This is a genomic window from Marinifilum sp. JC120, from assembly GCA_004923195.1.
GTDB lineage: Bacteria > Desulfobacterota > Desulfovibrionia > Desulfovibrionales > Desulfovibrionaceae > Maridesulfovibrio.
Genome location: RDSB01000005.1, coordinates 189344 through 212764, shown reverse-complemented (window position 1 = coordinate 212764; position 23421 = coordinate 189344). Strand labels below are relative to the sequence as shown.

Sequence of the window (23421 nt, the reverse complement as noted above, 5' to 3'; positions counted from 1 at the left end):
AATGCACGCTGCCCCCGGACGAAAGTCCGGGGGTTTTATTCTTTGATTGTTTTAACACTCATTAAAGCCTTTAATGAGTGTTAAAACAATCAAAAGTTGCAAAAACAATCAATCTTAGTTAAAGTTTATCCATGCCCAACAAAACTTACTCAAAACAGAATCAGGAAGCCGTCCTGCTGCTTGGCAGACAGATTAAGCTCCTACGCAAACAAAAAAAATGGTCTGAACAGAGTCTGGCTGACCGGGCTGGAATATCACGGTACACACTGCAAAAAATTGAGAAAGGCGAAATGACTTGTGCCATAGGTTCGGTCTTTGAACTTGCAACACTCGTGGGTATTAATTTGTTTGAACAAAATAAGATTCCACTTTCAACAAGGCTTGAGCAAGCTAATAAGCTTATCACCCTCCTGCCGCAACGCATCAGATCTGAAGTAAAGGATGTGGATGATGACTTCTAAACATCAGAGTGAAGCTTTCGTCTGGATATGGCTCCCGGGTGAAACAACTCCGGTGGTTTGTGGAAAGCTGGAAGCGGACAACGACGAAATTCATTTCAACTACGGTAAAAGTTATCTAGAAAGAGTTCATGAAATATCGCCCGCCATATCTGTTTTTGAACCGGAGCTTCCCCTGCAACCGGGAAGGCTCCCCTTGCCGGACGGCCTTGACATGCCCGGATGTATCAGGGACAGCGGCCCGGACGCATGGGGCAGACGAGTCATAATTAATAGGCAATTAGGACTCAAAGGGGCAAATGCGGATACTGCGGAATTGAGTGAGCTTACCTATCTTCTGTCATCAGGATCGGACCGTATCGGCGCGCTGGATTTTCAAACATCTCCTACAGAATACATTCCCCGCTCTGCAAATAACGTAACACTTGAAGAATTATTAAAATCAGCTGAACGTGTAGAACAGGGAATCCCTCTAACCCCTGAACTGGATCAGGCGTTATTTCACGGCAGCTCCATCGGCGGCGCACGCCCCAAAGCCTTGATCGAAGATCAGGGGAAAAAATATGTAGCAAAATTTTCATCCAGCACCGACCTTTACAGCGTGGTTAAAGCCGAATTCATTGCCATGCGTTTGGCCTTGATTGCGGGACTTGACGTGGCCCCGGTAAAACTGAAAAAAACGGTAGGTAAAGATGTTCTGCTTATTGAACGATTTGACCGCGCTCCAAACGGAAACAGTTGGGCACGCAAAAATATGGTTTCCGCACTGACCATCTTCGGCCTGAATGACATGACATCACGATATGCCAGTTACGAGGATTTCGCTGAAATCATCCGCCATCGCTTCAGCAGCCCCAAGCAGACGCTCAAAGAACTATTCTCTCGTCTAGTATTCAACATCCTAAGCGGCAACACAGACGATCATGCTCGGAACCATGCAGCCTTCTGGGACGGACGGGAACTGACCCTGACCCCGGCCTATGATATCTGCCCGCAGGGACGCAGCGGTAATGAGGCTTCACAGGCCATGAAAATTTCCGGGAACAAAAATCTCAGCCAATTAAAAACTTGTTTAGAAACTGCGCACAATTTTCTGCTCACTAAAAAAAGCGCACAAGCAATTTTCAAACACATTGAAGAAACTATCCGCGAGAATTGGAATCAAGTTTGTGAAGAAGCGCAGCTAAGCGAGGTCGACAAAAAACTTCTCTGGGGCCGCCAGTTTTTAAATCCGTTTTCCATGGAAAAATAACAACTCTGACCAATCACCCAACCACTTACCCTAATTAAGAGGATTGCCGCCCATGCCGTTTTCCATCTGGATATCTTTTGTTGCTGTTTCCATAATCTTCAGCCTTTCGCCGGGTGCTGGTGCGGTTGTATCAATGAATACTTCAATGCGCTATGGAACCAAGAAAACGATATGCCGATAGCCGGTCTTGAATTCGCGCTGCTTGTGCACTTAATTTGTGTGGCCGGAACCGTCCGCCAGTGTTTCTCCACACCAACCAGAGTGCTTATGCAAAATCGAATCTTCGGCTCACTATTCGTAGGTGCCGGACTGGCCCTTGCTGCTGCAAGAAAGACAGCATAGCCACGCCTGTATGAACTCCACAATGCTGGCCCGAAAACAACACAGATCAGGACAAATCGTCCAAAGACTGCTTTAACATTTCATCTGCTGCTTTCAGCACATCAGCGATCTCCTGCGGCGTGGCATTTTCAAGATGAATTCCGCAAGACACAGAGACTGTGCAGTTAAATGAGGTTGCCAGCTCATAGGAAATTTTGCGGGCCAGATCGTCTTCTTTATGCCCACAGACGGTCAGCAGTGAAACCGATCCATCGACCTTTTCCCTGTCACGCAAACCGGCGTGAGGTACGGCCAGAGCAACAGCCCCGATATGAGGTTCATCCCCACCGTAAAGATTCACGCTTAAATCTTTACCCATACGCTCAATGGTCATTACTAATGTGAAACGGAAAGTTGTTTTTTCAATACGGATCATGCAGCTGTCCTTTTTAAAAATTCTCAAAACAACATAATGATATATGGCTGCTTTGATCCATGCAAATTTTCTTTTTCACTATCGACAACCCCCTTTCATTTTTGAACAGGTTGCTAAATTTCCCTACGGCGGGTAACTTGGATTTGATAATAAATTCACGCTGAATTCAATTTCCAAGGAGATAATAAATGAAAATTGCCGTTATCGGAGCCGGAGCATGGGGAACCACCCTTGCCAATACTCTTGCAAAAAAAGGACATGATACCCACCTCTGGGTACGCGAAAAAAAACTTTGCGAAGAAATAACTAAAACCGGATACAACTCAGTATTTCTACCTGATTTCAAACTCTCCCCGGACCTGAAATGCAGCAGCGATGCGCAGCAGGTTATGCAGGGTGCGGACTACTATATCCTTGTAGTTCCCAGCCAGTTCCTGCGCAGTGCCCTAGCTGATATGAAACAGCACTTCCCTGAAAATCCAGCGGTTATCTGCGCCAGCAAAGGAATTGAATTAAAGACCGGGGCACCCATGTCACAGGTGGTTCATGAAACTCTCGATGAGCTGAACCCCAGATTCGCTCACCTTTCCGGGCCGACCTTTGCCTACGAACTAAGTGCTGAACTTCCGACCTCCATCGTACTGGGCTGTGAAGATGAAAAGCTGGCCGCGGAAGTGCAGGATTTTTTCTCGACACCTTATTTGCGAATCTACACCAATCCCGATTACCGGGGTGTTGAAATTGGCGGGGCCATAAAAAATATCATGGCAATTGCCGCAGGTATGGCCGACGGCCTGAAATTCGGGCATAACACACGTGCAGCCCTAATCACCCGGGGAATAGCCGAGATGAGCAGGCTGGGTGAAGCTATGGGCGCACAGACATCGACCTTTATGGGGCTTTCCGGCATGGGCGACCTTGTACTGACCTGCACCGGAGACCTTTCACGTAACAGACAGGTCGGCCTCAAGCTAGGTCAGGGACTGAAGCTGGATGAAATCCTGAAAATGCGTATGGTAGCCGAAGGAGTGAAGACAACCGAGTCGGTTCATTTTCTGGCTAAAAAATTGGGAGTAGAGTTGCCCATAACCGAACAAGTCTACAAAATCTTATACGAAGACAAAGATCCTGCAACAGCGGTACGCGACCTGATGACCCGCGATCTCAAGGCAGAATAATTTTTAAAGGAGTCCTGAATGAAGAAAATCTTATTGCTGACTGCGGCCCTGCTGCTACTCGGAGGTTGTGGTTCATGGCATAATCCGAACATTGCCGACCCGGCCAAGGAAAAGGAAATTTTCAAACGCGACCGGGAATTTTGCGACAACCAAAATCAGCAGAATGTTCCGGTAGGAGCGCAGACCGACGGAGCACCGCCGGAACCCACCACTTATGAAGCCGAGTTTTCCGAAAACTACGCTTACACAACAACATTTGAAAAATGCATGAAAAGACGCGGCTGGATTAAAAAATAAACAAACAAAATCCCCTTCGTAAAACAACGAAGGGGATTTTGTTTGTGGCAAACAGCAAAGGCACGCCCCTGCACGGTACGGACAATTTTCTAAGTATTTGACTTAAGCGGACATTATGCAGACAGCCGTTTGGCCCTGTATTTGTTAATGAGGGCAATGGCCCGCCCGGTAAGCTCATTGAATTCCGGCTTGGTGATCTGGTCATCCGCCTTGACCGCCTCACCCTTGTGGTAGAGTCCTTTGGTGATCAAGGAGGAAAAGAGAACTACCGGCAGGCAGGATAGATCCGCATGTTCCTTGATATGTCTGGTCAAGGTGTAGCCGTCCATCTGGGGCATCTCAATATCAGAAACAACAACATCAATTATATCATTGATGGCACCGCCGCTCTCTTTGGCTTCAGCATTCATTTCTTGAAGAGCCTCCCAAGCCTCCTGCCCGTTTGTATAAAGTTTGACCTCAAAATTGGAAGTCTCAAAATTTCTATTAAGCAGCGCGCGCACGGAAACGGAATCATCCACTAATACGGCAGTCATCTTTTCAGGGGCGGTATGAACCTGACCGTCACTTCGTTCAGCCATTTCAGGATCAAGCTCACCCAAAATTCTCTCAAGATCGATCATCAGGACAAACCGATCTTCAAGATGAACGGTTCCGGTGATGCAGTTGGTATCCATATCCGCTATGTATTTGTTAGGCGTTTTCAGGTCTCCCCAGCCGATGCGGTGAATCTGGGTCACTCCGGTGACCAAAAATCCGGTAATGACATTGTTCATCTCGGTAACCACGATGAGTTCGAACTCTGACTCCTTACGCTCAATACCGAGCCAGACAGCCAGATCAATAACCGGAAGAATAATATCACGCAGGGACATAGTTCCCAGATAGCTGGGATGTGGAGCGCCTTCAGCTGCTTCCAACCCGCAAGGTGCCTCGACAACCTCAAGCACCTTCGCCACGTTTATACCGAAGTAATCACGGTCTTCATTGCCTCCGTCAACTTCATCGACAAAAAACTCAATAATTTCGAATTCATTAGTCCCGGCATCCAATAATATTTCATTGTCCAGCATATAGTGACTCCCTCACAATCAATCCCAGATTATGCCCTATTTCCTCACAGGTTTTACAGTGGATACCTGTTTCGGCCACTTAAAGGTATTACCTTTTTTTTCAAAATAAATACACCTATTCTTGAACTTCAAGAAAACAGCTCAATCTAAAGAGCCTTGTTATTGCTAGGTCACATGTATTGATATACAACTGATGCAAATTATCGTGTACACAACTTAAGGGGTATTTATGTTAAAAAAATCCGGCCTTGTAAAACTATTTTGTCTCTGTCTGTTCATTTTTTTATACGGATGTGCCAGCCATGAGACCAAACCTGCCGTACCCATAACTGTATTCAATCCCACCCCCGGAACATTTAATGTCCAAGTTGTGCTTTTCGAACTCAAGGGAAACGGCCTGCCGCGAAAAGTTGAGGCCGGAGTTGTTCCTATGGAACAGAACATCATCAAATCCATAGAAGGAATCGGCTATCAGTATACTCCGGACGGAACTGCAAACTATCTTATTGAAGCGCGTGTCGGTTCTATTTCGCCCAAACTTGCGGCGACCGGAGAATCACAGCGGGTTGGATTCGCATATAACGGGTTCTACGGCGATCCTTTTTTTGCGGAATATCCGGTACTGATTAATGAATGGACCCCGGAAATTCAGCGCATCAGGAGCGGCCCGAACACCTGCTTCATCACCATGCAGATTCTGGTCAAGGAATCAAAATCTGGCCGCGATGCCGTAGTATACCACGGAACCCCGCGCCCCATGGAAGTGCCTTATGAACTGGGCTGCCCCTTTTCAAAATGCGGACAGGGAGCGAATCAAGCCCTGACCAGTTACCTGCTGGATCTTTTTTCCAGATCAGCCCGCAAATAAGCACACATACAAACTTGCAAGAATCTAAACAGATCAATATACTCGCCCCTCTTTAAAAGGAAAATGGAGCCCCATGCGAGGGATTAGGAACTTGCGTAACAGTTGGATCTTTTAGGTCAGCCGCTACGTTTCCATACAGGAAAGACTAATAATTCAATGCGTTGAATTAAGGATAAGGGAAGGTAAGGAGTGGATATCAAACGCCCGTGGCTGGATCATTATGATTCGGATGTAGTAAAGAGTATTGATTTTGTATATCGCCCGTTATTTGAATATCTGGACCTGACAGCTGAAAAATGGCCCAAACGCAAAGCCATTGAATTCCAGAACTGGTCAATCACCTACGGCAAACTGCAACAGCAGGTTGAAATCATGGCCGCCAACCTGCGTAAGCTGGGCATTGAACCGGGAGACCGGGTCGCCATCATGCTGCCCAACACTCCGCAGATGATCATGACCTATTTTGCGATCCTCAAGGCCGGGGCCATTGTGACCCTGACCAATCCGCTGTACATGGAAACCGAGATAGTCCACCAGCTTGGTGATTCAGGAGCCAAAATGCTGATCACCATCGATCTGCTCTGGTCCAAGGTGGAAAAGCTGCGCGACAAACTCCCGGTACGTAAATATCTGGTCACCAGAATTTCTGATACCCTCAAATTCCCCCTGAACATGCTTTACAAAGTAAAATGCATGCGGGAAAACAACTCTCCCAAAGTACCCTACAACGACTCTTCTGTCCTCAAGTGGGATATTCTGCTGGCAGGCAAGGAACGTTACAGTGCACCGAACATCAGGCCGGAAGATACCGCTCTGCTGCAATACACCGGTGGTACTACCGGACTTTCCAAAGGCTGCAACCTGACCCATGCCAACCTCGGCGCAAATGTGCAGCAGGCCCACGCAATGCTCAATAAACTGGGTGAAGAAAAGGAAATAGTAATGGGTATCCTGCCCTATTTCCACATTTACGGACTGACCGTCTGTCTTAACTTCCCCGTCATGCTGGGCGCGACCATGGTTCCTTTTCCTCGCTACGTGCCTCTTGATGTGCTCAAAACCATGCACAAACTAAAGCCGACCCTTTTTCCGGGTGCCCCGGCCCTGTATATTTCGCTGTTACAGCAGAAGGAAGTGGAAAAATACGATGTAGCTTCGGTGAAATACTGTCTATCCGGTTCCTCGCCCATGCCTGTGGAAGGAATCAAGCAGTTCAAGGAAGTTTTCGGAGCAACCATTGTTGAAGGATTCGGACTAACTGAAGCTTCACCGGTCACTCACATCAACCCGCTGCTCGGTAAAAAGAAACCCGGCTCCATCGGCATGCCCCTGCCTTCCACTGACGCCGCCATCGTGGACATGGAAGTAGGTAGCGTACAGTTGCCTCCCGGAAAAATGGGTGAACTTGTCATCCGTGGACCGCAGGTCATGAAAGGCTATTACAACAAGCCTGACGAGACCGCCGGAACTCTGCGTAACGGCTGGCTCTACACCGGAGACATCGCCTACATGGATGAAGAAGGATACTTCTACATTGTAGACCGCAAGAAGGACATGATCATCTCCAGCGGTTACAATATCTACCCCCGTGAGGTGGATGAAGTGCTCTACAAACATCCCAAAATTCAGGAAGCGGTTACTGTCGGACTACCCCACAAGACTCGCGGAGAAATAATCAAGGTCTACATCGTGCTTAAGGAAGGCGAAAGCATGGATCGCGCTGAGGTTATCGGTTACTGTCGCGAAAAGCTGGCCGGATTCAAAGTTCCCCGACAGGTGGAATTCCGTAGCGACCTGCCCAAAACCATGGTCGGCAAGGTTCTTCGCCGTGCCTTGCGCGAAGAAGAAGCACAAAAAAGAAAAAATAAATAATTTATTTCAAACTATACCAACAACTAAGGCCTGTCCGTAATTATTACGGGCAGGCTTTCTTAATTTCGATATTTGACAGCTACTGTTTTCCAGCGCATCATTACTAACAATTACAGATAATTATACCTATACAAGCACAATTCACCCATATCTTTGCGAGGACCGCCATGCAGGAAAATCTCAAGACCGTGACTATACAAGCCGGAATTCCGGGAACAACCACCCTACTGCAAAAGGGCGTTACCATTCACGCAACTTCCGGCATGAGCATCCGCGAATTCATGGTTGAAATAATCGGACTGAGTTCTGACTATGCAGAAACACGGGTACGGGCGATTTTCGTTAACGGCTCCCCCGTGGATGATATTGACGGGGTCAAAATCAAGGATGGTGACGAAGTATCCCTTTCCGGTGCCCTGCCCGGAATCAGCGGCATTGCCATGTGCCGGGATACTCCTATCAGTGGCTTCCGCAGTGACATCAGTGCCCAAACATCTGAAGCTGTCCGTTCCGGTGACGCAATAATTTACCTGAAACTTTTTAATCTCATAGCGAAGGAAGCTGGTCCGACCCTGTTGAAAAAGGGAGTAATTGCACAGGCCGAAGATGTACGAAACTTTCTGAAAGACGATGCCCCGGAAGGGCTGCCTGCGGAAGATGGGCCGATTTTGCTGAAATATAAAAATCATTAAAAAGTAATTGCAATTCCCACTTCCTATCAATTTTCGAAACTTTTTTAGGACAAAACATATAAAAGTAGACTTAATTATTTTGATAATATAGAAGCAGCAAATAATTCAATAACCTCTAAACTGCTTATGGACTATCTCTATGAAAAAACTACTTTTGATATGTATTCTGTCTTTATTGAATTTAGCTGGCTGTGCAGTAGGCAACAAATACGATCTGGCTAATGCGGTACCTGAAGTTTCTCACTCCTCAAATCAGGAAGTGGTCTTAGGTGTTCAAGATACTCGTGAATATATTCTAAGCGGCGATAAAACCAAGGATTTTATCGGACTACAACGCGGCGGATTCGGTAATCCCTTCGATGTTACAACTCAAAGCGGCAAACCTTTGGCCGAAGATGTTTTAAATGCTCTTGCGGCAGGCTTGGAAAAACAAGGCTACCGCGTTAGCAAAATAACCATATCTCCCCTAACCGAGACTGGTACAGCTAAAGAAAAATTATCCAATGAGCATAAAAACCGCTCAATACTCGTATCTATTCTCAATTGGAAATCTGACACTATGTACAGTGTAGCAATGCATTACGACTTTAAAGCTACAGTTTACAATGAGTCCGGTTCGCGAATAGCTGAAACCACACTACAAGGATCAGATGAATTAGGGGGAAATATGATGAATCCTCCCAGCCATGCCATGAAGGTCGTTCCGCAAGCTTTGGAAGAACAGCTTGAGCGAATAATTAATTCTCCCGCAATTTCGGATGCCCTACGCAAATAATTATTTTCATCTCAGCAAATGAAAAAGGCTCAACCTCTTAAGAGGTTGAGCCTTTACTTTTTTAGCTAATTCGAACTCAAATTCAATTAATCCTGCTCCAACCCAAGCATTTCCTTCATAGCATCCTTCATGCCTGCGGTATCAATACCAAGTTCATTGCGCAGCTCAAGCTGGGTACCGTGCTCAATGAACTCATCAGGGATGCCGAGACGCTTGATCTCGTGCCCGTCAATGGCATTGTTGTCCACCAGCAGCTCAACCACTGCGGAACTGAATCCTCCGGCCTTGGCATTTTCTTCCACAATGAGGATTTTCTTGAACCGTCCGGCCAATTCCAGAATCTGTCTTTCCGGAAGCGGCTTAATGAACCGGGCGTTGAATACCGCAACAGCCTTGCCGTGTTCCTCATCAATTTCTTCCACCGCTTCGACTGCGGGCCAGACCCTTGAACCAACGGTGATAATAACTCCGTCGAATCCGTCACGCAGAAGCTCACCTTCACCGATTTCAAGGGTGCTGGGAGTCTCTTCAAGGATTGCCCCGATACCCACGCCGCGCGGATAACGCACCGCAGCAGGACCATCAAAATCAATGGCAGTCCGGACCATGCGTGAAAGCTCAGCCTCATCCTTGGGTGCCATAAAAATCAGGTTGGGGATATGACGCATGAAGGACATATCGAACACGCCGTGATGAGTGGCCCCGTCAGCTCCGACAAGTCCACCGCGATCAAGGAAGAAATTCACATTCAGGTTCTGCAAACAGACATCATGCACAACCTGATCATAAGATCGTTGCATAAAAGTAGAATAGACAGCCACCGCAGGCTTGTAGCCCAAGGTAGCCAGCCCTGCGGCAAAGGTCACCGCGTGCTGCTCACAGATACCCACATCTACAAAACGGTCCGGGAACTGCTCACGAAAAGTGTCGGTTCCGGTTCCTTCCGGCATGGCAGCGGTGATGGCAACAATCTTGTCATCCTTTTCCGCCAGCTTACAGAGAGTCTTACCGAAAATTTCCGTATAGGAAGGCAGACCGCCCTTAAACTTCTTGGCCCGGCCTGTTTCCGGCTCAAAACTGCCCACACCGTGAAAGTAAGTGGGATTATCTTCAGCCGGGGCATAGCCCTTGCCTTTCTTGGTCAGCACATGGACCAGTACAGGGCCGTCCATCTTCTTGACCTGCTCCAGAACATCAATCAGCTCGTTCAGGTTATGTCCGTCAATGGGCCCGAGATAGGTAAAATCAAGGGACTCGAAAAGCATGCCCGGAGTAAAGAAGCTCTTAAAAGAATCTTCACCGCGTTTTGCGTACATAGCCAGATCATCACCGATCTTGGGAATCTGCTTCAGAATGGACTCAAAGTCTTTCTTGAAACGATTCATCACCGGATGGGAAAGCTTACGGCTCAAGAACGCAGAAAGGGCTCCCACGTTAGTGGAAATAGACATCTCATTATCGTTAAGAATGACCACCATCTTACGCTTCATGCCCCCGGCCTGATTAAGACCTTCAAAGGCCTGTCCGGCGGTCATAGAGCCGTCACCGATAACAGCTACGCAATTACGGTTATCGCCATCAAGATCACTGGCAACGGCCATACCGAGAGCAGCGGAAATAGACGTACTTGAATGGCCTACACCAAAATGGTCATACTTATTTTCCGCCATACGGGGAAAACCGCTGATGCCATCTTTTTGGCGCAGGGTATGAAATTCTTCGTAACGTCCGGTCAAAATTTTATGGGCGTAAGCCTGATGACCCACATCCCAGACCAGACGGTCCCGATCAAGGTCGAAACACTTGAACAGGGCCAAAGTAAGTTCAATAACTCCGAGGGAGGGAGCAAGGTGCCCTCCGCCCACGGAAACAGTATTTATTATACACTGACGCAATTCTTCAGCCAGCTGAGCCAACTGCTCATCGCTTAGCTCCTGAACCTGCGCAGGATTATTTATTTTCTGTAGAAGCTCGTAATTGCCGCATCCACAGGAAGCATCATTTTTACTCATATTCCCCAGAACCTCACCACTGGTTTATTAGCACTGTGAAAATTAAACGGATAACAACTGACTCCCCACTTCCCTCGGACCCAACTGCTGGCGCTCACCGCTTAACACTGTTAACTTTGCAACGTATAAAAAATATAATTCTCACCGGGCTTCAATTTTTCCTAGTAAACCCGATCCACTATATAACGGGCAAGTTCCGCAAGAAACTCGGCCTCTTCACCTGAATAAGGTGAAAGAAGTTCAACCGCCTCGTCAACGTATTTACGGGCAAGTTCTTTACTCTCTTCAAGTCCGATCAGGCTGGGGTAAGTGGACTTACCCTGCTCGATGTCACTTCCCACGGGTTTACCGAGGGTGGCTTCATCGCCAACCACATCCAGAACATCATCCACGATCTGAAATGCCACGCCGATGAGCCTTCCGTACTCTTCCGCCCTTCTGACATCATCTTCGGACGCATCTGCACCTTTAGCCAGAATTGCGCCTGATTTACAAGCAGAAAGAATAAGTGCCCCGGTTTTCATGGAATGCATGACCTTGAGTTCATCAAGGGTCACACCTTCGCGTCCGGTGTAGCTCATATCCACAACCTGCCCGCCGACCATGCCCGCACTGCCTGCGGATTTAGCCATCAGAGAGATGGCCTCAACCACGTGCTCGGCAGGAGCGTCAGCTTTAGCCATGAAACCGAAAGCTTCGGTAAGCAGGCCGTCCCCGGCGAGAATGGCGGTAGCTTCATCAAACTGTTTGTGGTTTGAAGGCTTGCCGCGACGCAGGTCGTCATCATCCATGGGCGGGAGATCATCATGGATCAGCGAGTAAGTATGAATCATCTCAAGGCTGGCAGCAAAAGGCATTACCGCCTCTTTTTTCGCGCCCAGCATCTCGGCCCAGACCAGCACCAGAACCGGGCGCAAACGTTTGCCTCCGGCCAACAGGCTGTAGTCCATGGATTCAAGGAGATTTTCAGGAATCCCCATATCTTTGAGACATTCACCCAGATATTTTTCAACTTCCGCAGCATGCACCGCTAGTTTTTCTTTAACTGTCATCCGCTGTATCCTCTTCTGTATCAACGTCAAAGTCTTCCACTTCGCCGCCAGTGACTATTTTCACTTCGTTACGGGCTTTTTCCAATTGCGACGCGCATTCCTTTGAGAGGATCTGGCCTTCTTTAAAAAGGGCCACACCTTCCTCAAGGGGCAGGTCGCCCTTTTCAAGGGCAGACACTATCGCCTTCAAGCGGTCCAAGCGATCTTCAAATGTTTTATTTTCTTTTGTCAAAAGATGCCTCCGGCGGCTTAAACCCTTTTTGTAAAAAGGGTTTGTTCCACTGTCGCTATCTCTAAGACTCGCGGAAAACCGCTCGCCTAAGAGCTAGGGCAAGAATCCCAAAAACTTTTATTAGGCTTCGCCGCTTCGTATATAAAATCTATTTTATTCCGAGCAATTGGTCGGTTGTTTTATAGAGAACATAGGCCGGGTCAACCAGTTTTCCCTGCACTGATACGCTCATGTGCAGATGCGGTCCGGTCACCCTTCCGGTGGAACCGATGCCGCCGAGAAGCTGACCGCGTTCCACCAATTCGCCTTCCTTAACATCGATTCGCGAAAGATGGAAATACATCGTGACCACTCCGCTGCCGTGGTCAACGTAAACGGAATTTCCAGCGTAATAATGTTTACCAACCAGCACGACCTTACCGTCAGCCATGGCCTTGATAGAGGCCCCTTTGGCACCCCGGAAATCTAGACCGCGATGCGGATTTTTAGGCTTACCGTTCAGAATACGCTGCGCACCGTAAGGACTGGACTGAGAACCTTTAGCCGGACGCTTGAAAGGTACAAACCATTTACGTTCATGGCTCATCGCAGCCTTGGCAGCGGCGACTTCTTTACGATCCTGCGCAATTTTTTCGTAAACTTCCTGCGGCGGGGTAACCATTTTCTTGGGCAAGGTCAGTCGTTGAATTTTATACTTCTTTTTACGAACCTTAACCGTTCTGCCAAAAGTACGTTCCTTGCCTTCGGATACGGTTTTTATGACCAGCTTGTCCCGACCAACTTTATCAGAAAGCACATCTGTACCGAACATTGCCAGTGCAACGGAACGCCCTTTCCAAGTGCGGACTTCAGGCTCAACGCTTGTGCCCTTCCATTTGATGGAAACGGATTCAAGTGGCTTATCTGATGTTACCCGGACAAGAAACGGCTCACCGAGGCCTACTTTTTTAGGATAAGCCAGAAAGACTGAAGCCAACGCAGTAGAAGCACAAAGCAGGAGCAGAAACAGAGTAAGAAGAGCAATTCGAAATTGTTTGTATCCGTTCATTTTCTATAAATCTCCACAGATTATTCAGATGTAACCCTTGCCCGGACCTCACCGGATTTGACCCGCACCCGGATGGCATCACCGTCTGCAACTTCATCAGGGCTGCGCAGAAATGTACCGCTCTTTTCCACTGTCACGAGGGAATATCCACGCTCCAACGGACTTTCCGGGTCCAGCATGCGCAATGAGGTGGACGCATTTTCAAATTCAGCCAGTTTATCTTTCAAAAAAATATCAGCAGCGCGGGACAGCCTATTCTGCAATCCAGAAAGATCGTACTCCATGCGTTCAATCCGCTCTTCGCCAAAGGCAAAAGACAAGCGGTGTGACAAAGCTTGAACCGTATCAGACTTTGCGGCCACAAATTTAGCCGCAGCTCGGTTCAGCCGCTCCCCTTCCTCTTCAAAAGAGATCAGCAGCCGTTCAATTCGCTGTGCGGGTGAAAGCCAACTCAGCCCCTTTTGCAAGGTTTCCAACCGGGATTCGCGCACATTCAAAAAATTTTCAAAACTGCGATTAAGCGAACCGTCCAGTTCGTCCACAGTCTGCATCAGAGTCTCGCGCCGGGGCCAAAGCTCCTGCGCCGCATGGCTGGGAGTCGCCACCCGCTTATCTGCCACGTAATCGGCAATGGAAACATCAACTTCATGCCCCACTCCGCAAACCACCGGGACAGTAGAACGGAAAAGCGCGTCCGCCACCTGCTCGGTATTAAAGGCCCACAGATCTTCCAGAGAACCGCCGCCGCGAATGAGCACAACAACTTCAGCCCAGCCGTCATCGTAAGCAGCATCAAGAGCCTGCGCAATCTGTCCCGGAGCAAGGTCGCCCTGCACCAGTGTAGGGTAAATTCTGATTTCCGCCCCGGTTCCGCGTGCTTCGGCGATCTTCAGGAAATCGCGTACTGCCGCGCCAGTGGGTGCCGTAACCACCGCTACCCGTTTAGGTGAACGGGGAATTTCCATCTTGCGGTCTTCGTCAAAATATCCTTTCTCAGCCAGTTTGCGTTTCATGGCCTCGAAAGCAAGCTTCAAATCACCGACGCCCTGCTCCTGCACCAGTTCGGCAACAAGCTGGTACACTCCGCGCGGGGGATAGACATTCATGTGTCCGGCACAGAGGATTTCCATGCCGTCCTCAAGTTCCAGCGAACCGCCGGATTCAATTTCCCCGGTCAAAGGATTAACGGTTTCTTCACTGTTACCGCTGCCCGTACGCTGGTTGCCTTTAAACCAGACCACAGAAAGGCCCGCATCACCGTCAGTAAGCGTAAAATAAATATGCCCGGACGCAGGCCGGGCCAAATTAGTAACCTGACCCCGCACCCAAATAAACGGAAATTCCGTTTCCAGAACGTCTTTCACGGCGCGAGTAATATCAGTTACTGAGAATATTTTCATATATTTTTTAATATGAGGTTGGTGCTGTTGCACAGCACCAACCTCATTAAATTACTTCGCTTCTAAACCCCATGACTGCCAGATTTCGGCACGCCATGCTTTGAAGGCTTCGGTGAAACCTTCAAGGGGCAGTTCAATTTTTTCGCCAGTCTTGCGATTCTTGGCTTCGACAATACCGTTCTTGAGTCCCTTGCCGCCGATAACCAGCTGCATGGGGTAACCGATCAGGTCCGCATCAGCGAATTTCACGCCAGGACGTTCCTTGCGGTCATCGTAAGCTGCATCGATGCCCATTTCCATAAGCTCAGTGTAAAGTTCTTCTGCTTTTTCATTAACAGCAGCATCTTTACCGCCAAGGGATATTACGCAAAGTTCGAAAGGCGAGATGGTCGGCGGGAAGATGGCACCGTTTTCATCGTTGTTCTGCTCGATGGCGGAAGCAACAATACGGGAAACGCCGATGCCGTAGCAGCCCATAACCATGGGCTGGCTCTTGCCGTTTTCATCAAGGAAAACAGCTTCCATGGACTTGGAATACTTGGAACCAAGCTTGAAAACGTGTCCCACTTCGATACCTTTGGTGAACTCAATAGCTGCACCGCACTCGGGGCAAGGGTCAGCTTCGGTAATCACACGCAGATCGGCAAACTGCTCGATTTTGCAGTCGCGACCAAGGGAAAGATGCTTGATGTGGGTATCGCCCTTGTTTGCTCCGGCAATCCAGTCGGTAGCGGCAAGCAGTTCGTGGTCGGCGAAGATACGCTCAACTTTGATTCCCACAGGTCCGGCAAAACCTACAGGTGCTCCGGTCCATTCCTTGACCTGCTCCTCGGTTGCCATTTCAATTTCGTTTCCGCCGACGAGGTTACGCAGCTTGACGTCATTGAGTTCACGATCACCGCGAACCAGAGCAGCAACAGGCTCACCATCTACGGTGAAAAGCATAGTCTTAACCAGCTTATCCTGACCTACACCGAGGAATTCGCAAACTTCTTCAACAGTGTGCTTACCGGGAGTAGCAACTTCTTCGATAGCCGGACATTCAGCATTAAGCATGGATTCGCCAGCAGGAGCGGCAATCTTTGCTTTTTCAAGGTTGGCAGCGTAACCGCATTTTTCATCCTTGCAGACTGCGATGGTGTCTTCACCTGTATCGGCCAGCACGTGAAATTCGTGAGAAAAGTCACCGCCAATGGCACCGGAATCAGCCTGTACGGGACGGAAATTCAGTCCGATGCGGGTAAAAGCTTTTTTGTAAGCCTCGAACATGTTCGCGTAAGATTCTTCTGCACCGGCTTCGTCCTTATCAAAGGAGTAAGCATCTTTCATGATAAATTCACGGCCACGCATCAGACCGAAGCGGGGGCGGATTTCATCGCGAAACTTGTTCTGAATCTGATACAGATTGAGAGGAAGCTGCTTGTAAGATTTGACTTCGCCGCGCACGAGATCAGTGATGACTTCTTCGTGGGTGGGTCCGAGGCAGTAATCGCGACCATGACGGTCCTTCACGCGCAGGAGTTCCTTACCGTAGTAATCCCAGCGTCCGGTTTCCTGCCAGAGGTCACCGGGCTGAACCATGGGCATCAGCACTTCAAGCGCGCCAGCACGGTTCATTTCCTCGCGCACAATGGCGGCAACCTTGTTCACAGCTTTAAGACCCAGCGGCAGGTAGTTGTAAATACCGCTGGTCAGCTTGCGAATCATGCCCGCACGCATGAGCAATTTATGGGAAACCACTTCCGCTTCGGAAGGATCTTCTTTCAATGTGGGAATATAGTAACGGCTTAAACGCATTTATTGTCCTCTCTTTTCTTTCAGGAATAATTCTATTTCTTTCATAAATTCAGGCAGCAAATTTTCATCGCCCTTGACCTTGCGGACAACTTCACCTTTACGGAAAATGATGCCCAGTCCACGGCCCCCGGCAATGCCGAGGTCAGCCTCACGGGCCTCACCGGGACCGTTAACAACGCAGCCCATGACCGCCACGGTAAAAACATCCTCAACTCCGCGCAGGTTGTCTTCAACCTTTTGAGCCAGACCGATCAAATCAATCTCGGTACGTCCGCAAGTGGGGCAGGAAACAATCTCAGGTCCGCGCTCACGAAGTCCCAATGAACGCAAAATTTCCCATGCAACGCCAACTTCCGCCACCGGATCATGGGTCAGGGAAACACGCATGGTGTCGCCGAGCCCTTCCCAGAAGAGAATGCCCAGTCCCACGGCAGATTTAACCGCGCCGCGCACCAGTGTACCCGCTTCAGTGATGCCCACGTGCTGCGGGTAATCGACTTTTTCGGAAAGAAGTTTGTAAGCGGCGATGGTGTTCAGCACGGATGAAGATTTGAGCGAAATTTTGGTATTGTAAAATTCCCTTTTTTCCAGCATGGCCACGTGCTCCAAGGCACTTTCGACCATTGCTTCCGGGGTGGGCCCGCCATACTTGGCAAGCAGGGATTTATCCAAAGAACCACCATTCACGCCGATACGGATGGGGATGTTGTTTGCCTTGGCAGCGGAAACAACAGCATCCACGCGACGTTCGTTGCCGATGTTACCGGGGTTGATGCGCAAGGCGTCGATTCCGGCATCAATGGAAGCCAGTGCCAGACGATAATCAAAATGGATATCTGCCACCAACGGTACCGGGGAGCCTTTGCGGATCTGCGGCAGGGCTTTAGCAGCTTCTTCGTCAGGAACCGCAACACGTACGATTTCGCATCCGGCCTCGGCCAAAGCGTCAATCTGTGCCCGAGTGGAAAGGGCGTCGCGGGTGTCGGTGTTGCACATGGACTGGACCCTGACCGGGTTGTCTCCACCAATGCCGACATCCCCGATGAACAATTCACGGGTCTTTTTTCTATTGATCATTTTTCACCTGATTTATTCAGTTTGGCAGCTAATTCAAAAATAACGTGCGCGGAAGCATAATACATATTGTTATAGTAGCCAAGTATGCCTCCGGCGGGTCTGCCGACGGCCTCTCCGAGGTCCAAAGAAACTTTTAATAAGCTTCGCGTCCGGCCTATTAGGATAGTGCCCTATAAAAACACCGCGAGATTAATTTACTTTACCCAATTAATTTCCGGGCAATCAGCAAAATGGTTTTCGCCGAGAAATGATCCGGGAGTCTTGTTGAACAAACGTGGGTGGTAGCTGGTCTGCTTTTGGGCTTCGGGTACGAATGATGCAAATTCCTGCGCATCCTTGCCCCAGAGCAGCCACTTCGCAGTGGAATTTTTCTGCGCAATATATTGCAACAAAGCTGTGGTGAAACCGCGCCATATTTCGGTGTGGCTGCCGGAATTATCTATCTGACAGGTCAAAGCGGTATTCAGAAAAAGCACACCCTCTTCTTCAAGGTGGGTGAAAAGTTTTTTCGGAGGCAGGACCGGGAATTTACCGGACTCAATATCGGTTCTGATCTTGGCGATGCCTTCAACATCATCAGCCTGAAGATGATTCTTATGCATCAGCTTGAGAATATTGATCAATGAAGCATTACGCTTAAGCTCTGCCCAAGCCTTGATATCACCGACCTCAAAAGCCCTGCCTGTGGCAACACCCATCTGCGGATAGGGGTCCTGTCCAAGAACAATCACCTTCATCTTGGAAAGATCAATCTTGCAGAACCGCAGAACCTTATCAGCATTGGGCGTAAAATCCTTGCCGATTGATGAGCTGATCCTGTCCAGCTCCATCATCCGAGGAAGGGTAAAAAATCCACGCCAAGAATCATCAACATCGTAACTGGATAAACAAAAATTAACTCTCATATCTCTATATCTCTCTTTATATTAATGTCCCACAGTCCGAATAACGGATGGGAAAACTGCATTTTTACCGTGCAAAACGGCGAAGCCCTAATAAAAGTTTTTGAAGAGTCCAGAGAAACTTTTTTCAAAAAGTTTCTTTGGCCGCCGGAGGCAAAATCATTTTATTTTAAAGCGCGAAGCGCATCAAAATCCTGACTTTAAAAATATCCCATGGAGGTAAGCTGTTCCAGATTGCGCTCTTTTGCTGCACTGCGACCTTCGCGCTCGCTGCTGCCGCCTTTAACTGTGCAAGGCTGACATCCTAGTGAACGATACCCCTGATCATAAAGCTCACAATGCGGAATCTGGTGCATGGTGATGAACGACCAAATATCCATCTCAGTCCATTCAAGGATGGGATTAAGCAAGGTGTGGTCGGGATCATCGCGCACTTCCATATATCTGCGCCCTGCCCTGCTGGGATGCTCATCACGGCGAATCCCGGTAATGAGCAGGTCGATTTCAAATTCTTCTATGGCTTTCTGTAAAGGCTTGATTTTGAGATCTGCGCAACATTTAACCGGGTCCTCGGCAACGGGATAAGTGGCGAGGTCTACGTTGGGTCGGATAACCTTTACGTCAACTCCCCACTGCAAGGCAATACGATCCCGGAAAGACATTACTTCGGGAAACTTGATCCCGGTATCAATGGAGAGGGCCTGCGTAACCAGTACCAGCGAGGCTTCCTTGCCCTTGCTTTTAAGCACCTCCCGCCAAAGAGCCAGTACCACGGTGGAATCCTTGCCCCCGGTCCAAGCCACGGCAATGCGTTCCGGCGGATACATTTCCAGCATACCGGACATGAGGCCAGCACTATGAGCCACTTTGGCATCAAGAGGCGAGGATGCATTTATTTCAGTCAAAATCATCTCCTTCAAGAAAGTGGTTCCCTTGTTGCTTGAAACTGCTCTTTTTGCAAGTCCGGCAAGAAAAGGCCCCCCGCATCCATCGGATGCAGGGGGCCTCGTTTTATACAGACACTTCTGCTGTGACCTGATTAATCGTGAGAATAATCGAGTTCAGCAAGCTGTTTGAGCATTTTGAATCTCTGCTTGCAGTCTTTTTCAAGACCTGCACGCATGGTTTTGGATGCTTCAGGCATCATACGCTCAAGCATTGCGTAACGGTTTTCGCCGGAAAGGAATTCCTGCAAGGTTCCGTCAGGTTCTTTGTATTCAACAACCAGCGGATTCTCGCCATTCTCCTCACGACGGGGGTCGAAGCGATAAAGCGGCCAGTAACCGGACTCAACTGCGAGTTTACCTTCAAGCTGAGTTTTACCCATACCCTTGCGGATACCCTGGTTAATACAAGGTGCGTAAGCGATAATCAGGGAAGGTCCGGGGTAGGACTCAGCTTCCATGAACGCTTTCATGACCTGATTTTTATTGGCACCCATGGAGATGGAGGCAACGTAAACGTAGCCGTAGCTCATCATCATGCGACCGAGGTCTTTCTTGGAAGTGTGCTTACCTGCGGCTGCGAACTTGGCAATAGAACCGAGCGGGGTTGCCTTGGAAGCCTGACCACCAGTGTTGGAGTACACTTCGGTATCCATTACGAGGATGTTGATGTCCTTGCCGGAAGCGAGAACGTGGTCAACACCACCGAAGCCGATATCGTAAGCCCAACCGTCACCACCGAAGCACCATACGGACTTCTTGGTGAAGATGTCTTCCTGCTCTTCGATTTCAAGCAGCAGTTCGTAACTGTCAGCTTCCACAGCAAGGAGTTCACGCAGCTGGTCGCCGTATTCGAGGGACTTTGCAGCGTCATCCTTGTTTTCGATCCAGCCTTTGAGGGCAACTTTCAGATCATCGGTGATGTCCAGCTCAAGAGCCTTTTCCATCTGCATTTTCAGACGGTCACGACGGTTGGAGATAGCCATTTCCATACCGAAGCCGTATTCAGCGGCATCTTCGAACAGGGAGTTACCCCAGGCAGGACCGTGACCTTCGAGGTTCTCGCAGTAAGGAGTAGACGGTGCGGATGCGCCCCAGATGGAGGAACAACCGGTTGCGTTAGCAATGATCATGCGTTCGCCGAAGAGCTGGGTAAGAACCTTGACGTAAGGAGTTTCACCGCAACCGGCACATGCGCCGGAGAATTCCATCAGGGACTGCTGGAACTGGCTGCCCTTAACACTGGTGCGGGGCAGAATGCGATCCTTGAAGGATACGATTTCAGAGAAGTCGTAGTTTGCAACTTCTTTTTCGGTCTGGGTAGCCAGCGGCTTCATGACCAGAGCTTTTTCCTTGGCCGGGCAGATATCTGCGCAGTTACCGCAGCCCTGACAGTCAAGGGTATTGACCTGCATGCGATACTTGAGTCCTTCCAGACCCTTGCCTTTCGCATCCATGGCTTCAAAGCTCTCAGGAGCAATCTTCATTTCTTCTTCATCTACGAGAACAGGGCGCAGAGCACTGTGCGGGCAGACAAAGGAGCACTGGTTGCACTGAATGCAGTTATCCATGATCCATTCGGGAACCATGATAGCTACACCACGCTTTTCAAAGCGGGAGGTACCCATGGGGAAACGTCCGTCAGGAGAAAATGCGCTGACCGGAAGTTCGTCACCCTTCTGAGCGAGAATAGGCTTAACAACGTCAGTGATGAATTCAGGTTCGAAGGATTCGACAGCTTCTTCATCTGCTGCGGTTGCCCAGCTTTCGGGATATTTAATTTCAATCAGATTAGCTTCGGCCTGATCAACAGCAGCGTTGTTCATGTTGACGATCTTCTCGCCTTTTTTGCCGTAAGCATCCTTGATGGATTCTTTCAGGTATTTGACTGCATCTTCAAAGGGAATGACATTTGCCAGTTTGAAGAACGCGGTCTGCATGACCATGTTGATGCGTCCGCCCAGTCCAACTTCACCGGCGATTTTAACACCGTCGATAACGTAGAATTTGAGCTTGTTCTGAGCTATCTTGCGACGCAGTTTTGCGGGCAGCTCAGCTTCCAGCTCTTCAAGACCCATGCTGGTGTTGAGCAGGAAGGTTCCGCCTTCACGAATACCGTCCAGCAGATCGTAAAGTTTTACGTAGCTGGGATTGTGACAGGCGATGAAGTCTGCAATTTCAACAAGGTAAGTGGACTTGATGGGGCTTTTACCGAAACGCAGGTGGGATACGGTGATACCGCCGGACTTCTTGGAGTCGTAGGCAAAGTAGCCCTGTGCGTACATGTCGGTCTTATCACCGATGATTTTAATGGCCTGTTTATTAGCACCCACAGTACCGTCGGAACCGAGTCCCCAGAACTTGCACTGAACAGTACCTTCGGGGGTTGTATCGATGCTTTCGCCCACTTCGATGGAGTGGCGGGTAACGTCATCGTTGATACCGATGGTGAAGTGATGTCTGGGAGCCAGAGACTTCATGTTGTCGTAGATGGCCTTAATCATAGCAGGAGTAAATTCCTTGGAGCCGAGGCCGTAACGTCCTGCATAAACGGGCAGGTCAATGCTCATTTCTTTCAGTGCGGTGCAAACGTCGAGATACAGGGGATCACCGATGGCGCCGCCTTCTTTGGTGCGGTCCAGAACGGTGAGCTGCTGGCAGGTTGCGGGGATGGCGCGACCAAGATGCTCAATGGAGAAGGGACGGAACAAGCGGATTTTTACCAGACCGATTTTCTCACCCTTGGCAACGAGATGCTCAATGGTTTCTTCAATGGCTTCACAACCAGAGCCCATTGCAACGATAACGTCTTCAGCTTCAGGATGACCCACATAGTCGAAAAGTTTGTATTCGCGACCGGTGATATCCTTAACTTTAGCCATTGCATCTTCAACATAACCGGGAACTGCGTCACGGTAGGGGTTGATTGCTTCAGTGGCCTGGAAATAAATATCCGGGTTCTGAGCAGTACCACGGGTATGCGGATGTTCAGGGTTCAGAGCGCGGTCACGGAAGTCACGGACTTTATCCCAGTTGAGAGCGGCAGCCATGTCTTCGTAATCGATCAGTTCGACCTTCTGCACTTCGTGGGAAGTTCTGAATCCGTCGAAAAAGTGTACGAAAGGAATACTGGATTCAATGGTGGCGAGATGTGAAACCAGTGCAAGGTCTAGAGCTTCCTGAACAGAGTTGGAAGCCAGCATTGCGAATCCGGTCTGACGACAGGCCATTACGTCCTGATGGTCACCGAAAATGGAAAGAGCCTGTCCGGCAAGAGCGCGGGCGGAGACATGAAAGACGGTGGGCAGCAGTTCGCCCGCAATCTTGTACATGTTGGGGACCATCAGCAGCAGTCCCTGAGATGCGGTAAAGGTACAGGAAAGGTTACCTGCTGCCAGCGCACCGTGCAAAGAGCCTGCGGCACCTGCTTCAGACTGAAGCTCGCGGACTTCCATGGTTGTGTCAAAAATATTCTTCACACCCTGAACAGCCCACTCGTCAGCCAGCTCGGCCATGGGGGATGAGGGAGTAATAGGATAGATGGCTGCGGTTTCACACATAGCATAAGCTACGTAGGAAGCGGCTTGGTTGCCATCCATAGTTTTCATTTTTTTCGCCATTATAATTCTCCGTGTCTTTATGGTTGGGAAGGCGTGCGCCGAAAAGTATAACACATGACCCTACGCGTTGCCTACCCGTATTTCACAGCTTCCGGGCTAAACCGTGTAGAAAAGT

20 protein-coding genes are annotated in these 23421 nt (G+C 49.1%); 8 read left to right on the top strand and 12 right to left on the bottom strand.

Annotation, left to right across the window (positions count from 1 at the left end):
* Window positions 1–131: 131 nt before the first annotated feature.
* Window positions 132–461, top strand: coding sequence for an XRE family transcriptional regulator (locus D0S45_07300; protein ID TIH17452.1), 330 nt, complete (start codon window positions 132–134; stop codon window positions 459–461).
* Window positions 451–1710 carry a type II toxin-antitoxin system HipA family toxin gene (locus D0S45_07295; protein TIH17451.1) on the top strand — a complete coding sequence of 420 codons (1260 nt, stop codon included), beginning with the start codon at window positions 451–453 and terminating at the stop codon, window positions 1708–1710. Before D0S45_07300 ends, D0S45_07295 begins: the two co-directional genes overlap by 11 nt.
* Window positions 1711–2098: 388 nt before the next feature.
* Here the strand turns inward: D0S45_07295 and D0S45_07290 are convergent, their stop codons facing one another.
* On the bottom strand, window positions 2099–2467 hold the full coding sequence (locus tag D0S45_07290) for a hypothetical protein (protein TIH17450.1): 369 nt from the start codon (window positions 2465–2467) through the stop codon (window positions 2099–2101).
* A gap of 188 nt (window positions 2468–2655) precedes the next feature.
* On the opposite strand from D0S45_07290, the gene D0S45_07285 reads away from it, so the two are divergent.
* Both D0S45_07285 and D0S45_07280 read left to right on the top strand, forming a co-directional pair.
* On the top strand, window positions 2656–3645 hold the full coding sequence (locus D0S45_07285; GenBank protein TIH17449.1) for an NAD(P)-dependent glycerol-3-phosphate dehydrogenase: 990 nt from the start codon (window positions 2656–2658) through the stop codon (window positions 3643–3645).
* An 18-nt stretch (window positions 3646–3663) separates the two neighbouring features.
* Window positions 3664–3942, top strand: coding sequence for a hypothetical protein (locus D0S45_07280; protein TIH17448.1), 279 nt, complete (start codon window positions 3664–3666; stop codon window positions 3940–3942).
* Window positions 3943–4055: 113 nt separating this feature from the next.
* On the opposite strand, the gene D0S45_07275 is transcribed toward D0S45_07280, so the two are convergent.
* Window positions 4056–5015 carry a chemotaxis signal transduction protein CheV gene (locus D0S45_07275; GenBank protein TIH17447.1) on the bottom strand — a complete coding sequence of 320 codons (960 nt, stop codon included), beginning with the start codon at window positions 5013–5015 and terminating at the stop codon, window positions 4056–4058.
* 229 nt (window positions 5016–5244) lie between these two features.
* Here D0S45_07275 and D0S45_07270 point away from each other — a divergent pair, with 229 nt between their 5' ends.
* The 4 genes from D0S45_07270 to D0S45_07255 all read left to right on the top strand — a co-directional run bounded on the left by D0S45_07270 (window position 5245) and on the right by D0S45_07255 (window position 9222).
* Window positions 5245–5883, top strand: coding sequence for a hypothetical protein (locus D0S45_07270; protein ID TIH17446.1), 639 nt, complete (start codon window positions 5245–5247; stop codon window positions 5881–5883).
* 189 nt (window positions 5884–6072) lie between these two features.
* Complete coding sequence (locus D0S45_07265) at window positions 6073–7755, top strand: long-chain fatty acid--CoA ligase (GenBank protein ID TIH17445.1); 1683 nt, start codon at window positions 6073–6075, stop codon at window positions 7753–7755.
* 167 nt (window positions 7756–7922) lie between these two features.
* A complete protein-coding gene (locus D0S45_07260; GenBank protein TIH17444.1) occupies window positions 7923–8447 on the top strand; it encodes a hypothetical protein in 525 nt (174 codons plus the stop codon).
* 139 nt (window positions 8448–8586) lie between these two features.
* Window positions 8587–9222, top strand: coding sequence for a hypothetical protein (locus tag D0S45_07255; GenBank protein ID TIH17443.1), 636 nt, complete (start codon window positions 8587–8589; stop codon window positions 9220–9222).
* A gap of 86 nt (window positions 9223–9308) precedes the next feature.
* Here the strand turns inward: D0S45_07255 and dxs are convergent, their stop codons facing one another.
* The 10 genes from dxs to nifJ all read right to left on the bottom strand — a co-directional run bounded on the left by dxs (window position 9309) and on the right by nifJ (window position 23306).
* Window positions 9309–11234, bottom strand: a complete 1926-nt coding sequence (gene dxs / locus D0S45_07250; GenBank protein TIH17442.1) for a 1-deoxy-D-xylulose-5-phosphate synthase — start codon at window positions 11232–11234, stop codon at window positions 9309–9311.
* Between the two features lie 161 nt (window positions 11235–11395).
* A complete protein-coding gene (locus D0S45_07245) occupies window positions 11396–12286 on the bottom strand; it encodes a polyprenyl synthetase family protein (GenBank protein ID TIH17441.1) in 891 nt (296 codons plus the stop codon).
* A complete protein-coding gene (locus tag D0S45_07240) occupies window positions 12276–12518 on the bottom strand; it encodes an exodeoxyribonuclease VII small subunit (GenBank protein TIH17440.1) in 243 nt (80 codons plus the stop codon). Before D0S45_07240 ends, D0S45_07245 begins: the two co-directional genes overlap by 11 nt.
* Before the next feature lie 148 nt (window positions 12519–12666).
* On the bottom strand, window positions 12667–13566 hold the full coding sequence (locus D0S45_07235) for a M23 family metallopeptidase (protein TIH17439.1): 900 nt from the start codon (window positions 13564–13566) through the stop codon (window positions 12667–12669).
* A 20-nt stretch (window positions 13567–13586) separates the two neighbouring features.
* A complete protein-coding gene (xseA, locus tag D0S45_07230) occupies window positions 13587–14966 on the bottom strand; it encodes an exodeoxyribonuclease VII large subunit (protein ID TIH17487.1) in 1380 nt (459 codons plus the stop codon).
* Window positions 14967–15017: 51 nt separating this feature from the next.
* On the bottom strand, window positions 15018–16763 hold the full coding sequence (locus tag D0S45_07225) for a proline--tRNA ligase (GenBank protein ID TIH17438.1): 1746 nt from the start codon (window positions 16761–16763) through the stop codon (window positions 15018–15020).
* Entirely contained in the window at window positions 16764–17840 is a 1077-nt protein-coding gene (locus tag D0S45_07220; protein ID TIH17437.1) for a flavodoxin-dependent (E)-4-hydroxy-3-methylbut-2-enyl-diphosphate synthase, read from the bottom strand.
* A 194-nt stretch (window positions 17841–18034) separates the two neighbouring features.
* Window positions 18035–18745, bottom strand: a complete 711-nt coding sequence (locus tag D0S45_07215) for a uracil-DNA glycosylase (GenBank protein TIH17436.1) — start codon at window positions 18743–18745, stop codon at window positions 18035–18037.
* A 197-nt stretch (window positions 18746–18942) separates the two neighbouring features.
* A complete protein-coding gene (locus D0S45_07210; protein TIH17486.1) occupies window positions 18943–19647 on the bottom strand; it encodes a phosphoadenosine phosphosulfate reductase in 705 nt (234 codons plus the stop codon).
* A gap of 134 nt (window positions 19648–19781) precedes the next feature.
* Window positions 19782–23306 carry a pyruvate:ferredoxin (flavodoxin) oxidoreductase gene (gene nifJ / locus D0S45_07205; GenBank protein ID TIH17435.1) on the bottom strand — a complete coding sequence of 1175 codons (3525 nt, stop codon included), beginning with the start codon at window positions 23304–23306 and terminating at the stop codon, window positions 19782–19784.
* Window positions 23307–23421 lie beyond the last annotated feature (115 nt).

Bases quoted from the DNA above. Each gene is read 5' to 3' on its own strand.
- D0S45_07295 (TIH17451.1), top strand. From the start codon at position 451: ATGACTTCTAAACATCAGAGTGAAGCTTTCGTCTGGATATGGCTCCCG.
- D0S45_07275 (TIH17447.1), bottom strand. From the start codon at position 5,015: ATGCTGGACAATGAAATATTATTGGATGCCGGGACTAATGAATTCGAA.
- D0S45_07260 (TIH17444.1), top strand. From the start codon at position 7,923: ATGCAGGAAAATCTCAAGACCGTGACTATACAAGCCGGAATTCCGGGA.
- D0S45_07220 (TIH17437.1), bottom strand. From the start codon at position 17,840: ATGATCAATAGAAAAAAGACCCGTGAATTGTTCATCGGGGATGTCGGC.
- D0S45_07245 (TIH17441.1), bottom strand. From the start codon at position 12,286: ATGACAGTTAAAGAAAAACTAGCGGTGCATGCTGCGGAAGTTGAAAAA.
- D0S45_07225 (TIH17438.1), bottom strand. From the start codon at position 16,763: ATGCGTTTAAGCCGTTACTATATTCCCACATTGAAAGAAGATCCTTCC.
- D0S45_07235 (TIH17439.1), bottom strand. From the start codon at position 13,566: ATGAACGGATACAAACAATTTCGAATTGCTCTTCTTACTCTGTTTCTG.
- xseA (TIH17487.1), bottom strand. From the start codon at position 14,966: ATGAAAATATTCTCAGTAACTGATATTACTCGCGCCGTGAAAGACGTT.
- D0S45_07270 (TIH17446.1), top strand. From the start codon at position 5,245: ATGTTAAAAAAATCCGGCCTTGTAAAACTATTTTGTCTCTGTCTGTTC.
- dxs (TIH17442.1), bottom strand. From the start codon at position 11,234: ATGAGTAAAAATGATGCTTCCTGTGGATGCGGCAATTACGAGCTTCTA.
- nifJ (TIH17435.1), bottom strand. From the start codon at position 23,306: ATGGCGAAAAAAATGAAAACTATGGATGGCAACCAAGCCGCTTCCTAC.
- D0S45_07215 (TIH17436.1), bottom strand. From the start codon at position 18,745: ATGAGAGTTAATTTTTGTTTATCCAGTTACGATGTTGATGATTCTTGG.
- D0S45_07290 (TIH17450.1), bottom strand. From the start codon at position 2,467: ATGATCCGTATTGAAAAAACAACTTTCCGTTTCACATTAGTAATGACC.
- D0S45_07280 (TIH17448.1), top strand. From the start codon at position 3,664: ATGAAGAAAATCTTATTGCTGACTGCGGCCCTGCTGCTACTCGGAGGT.
- D0S45_07285 (TIH17449.1), top strand. From the start codon at position 2,656: ATGAAAATTGCCGTTATCGGAGCCGGAGCATGGGGAACCACCCTTGCC.
- D0S45_07300 (TIH17452.1), top strand. From the start codon at position 132: ATGCCCAACAAAACTTACTCAAAACAGAATCAGGAAGCCGTCCTGCTG.
- D0S45_07255 (TIH17443.1), top strand. From the start codon at position 8,587: ATGAAAAAACTACTTTTGATATGTATTCTGTCTTTATTGAATTTAGCT.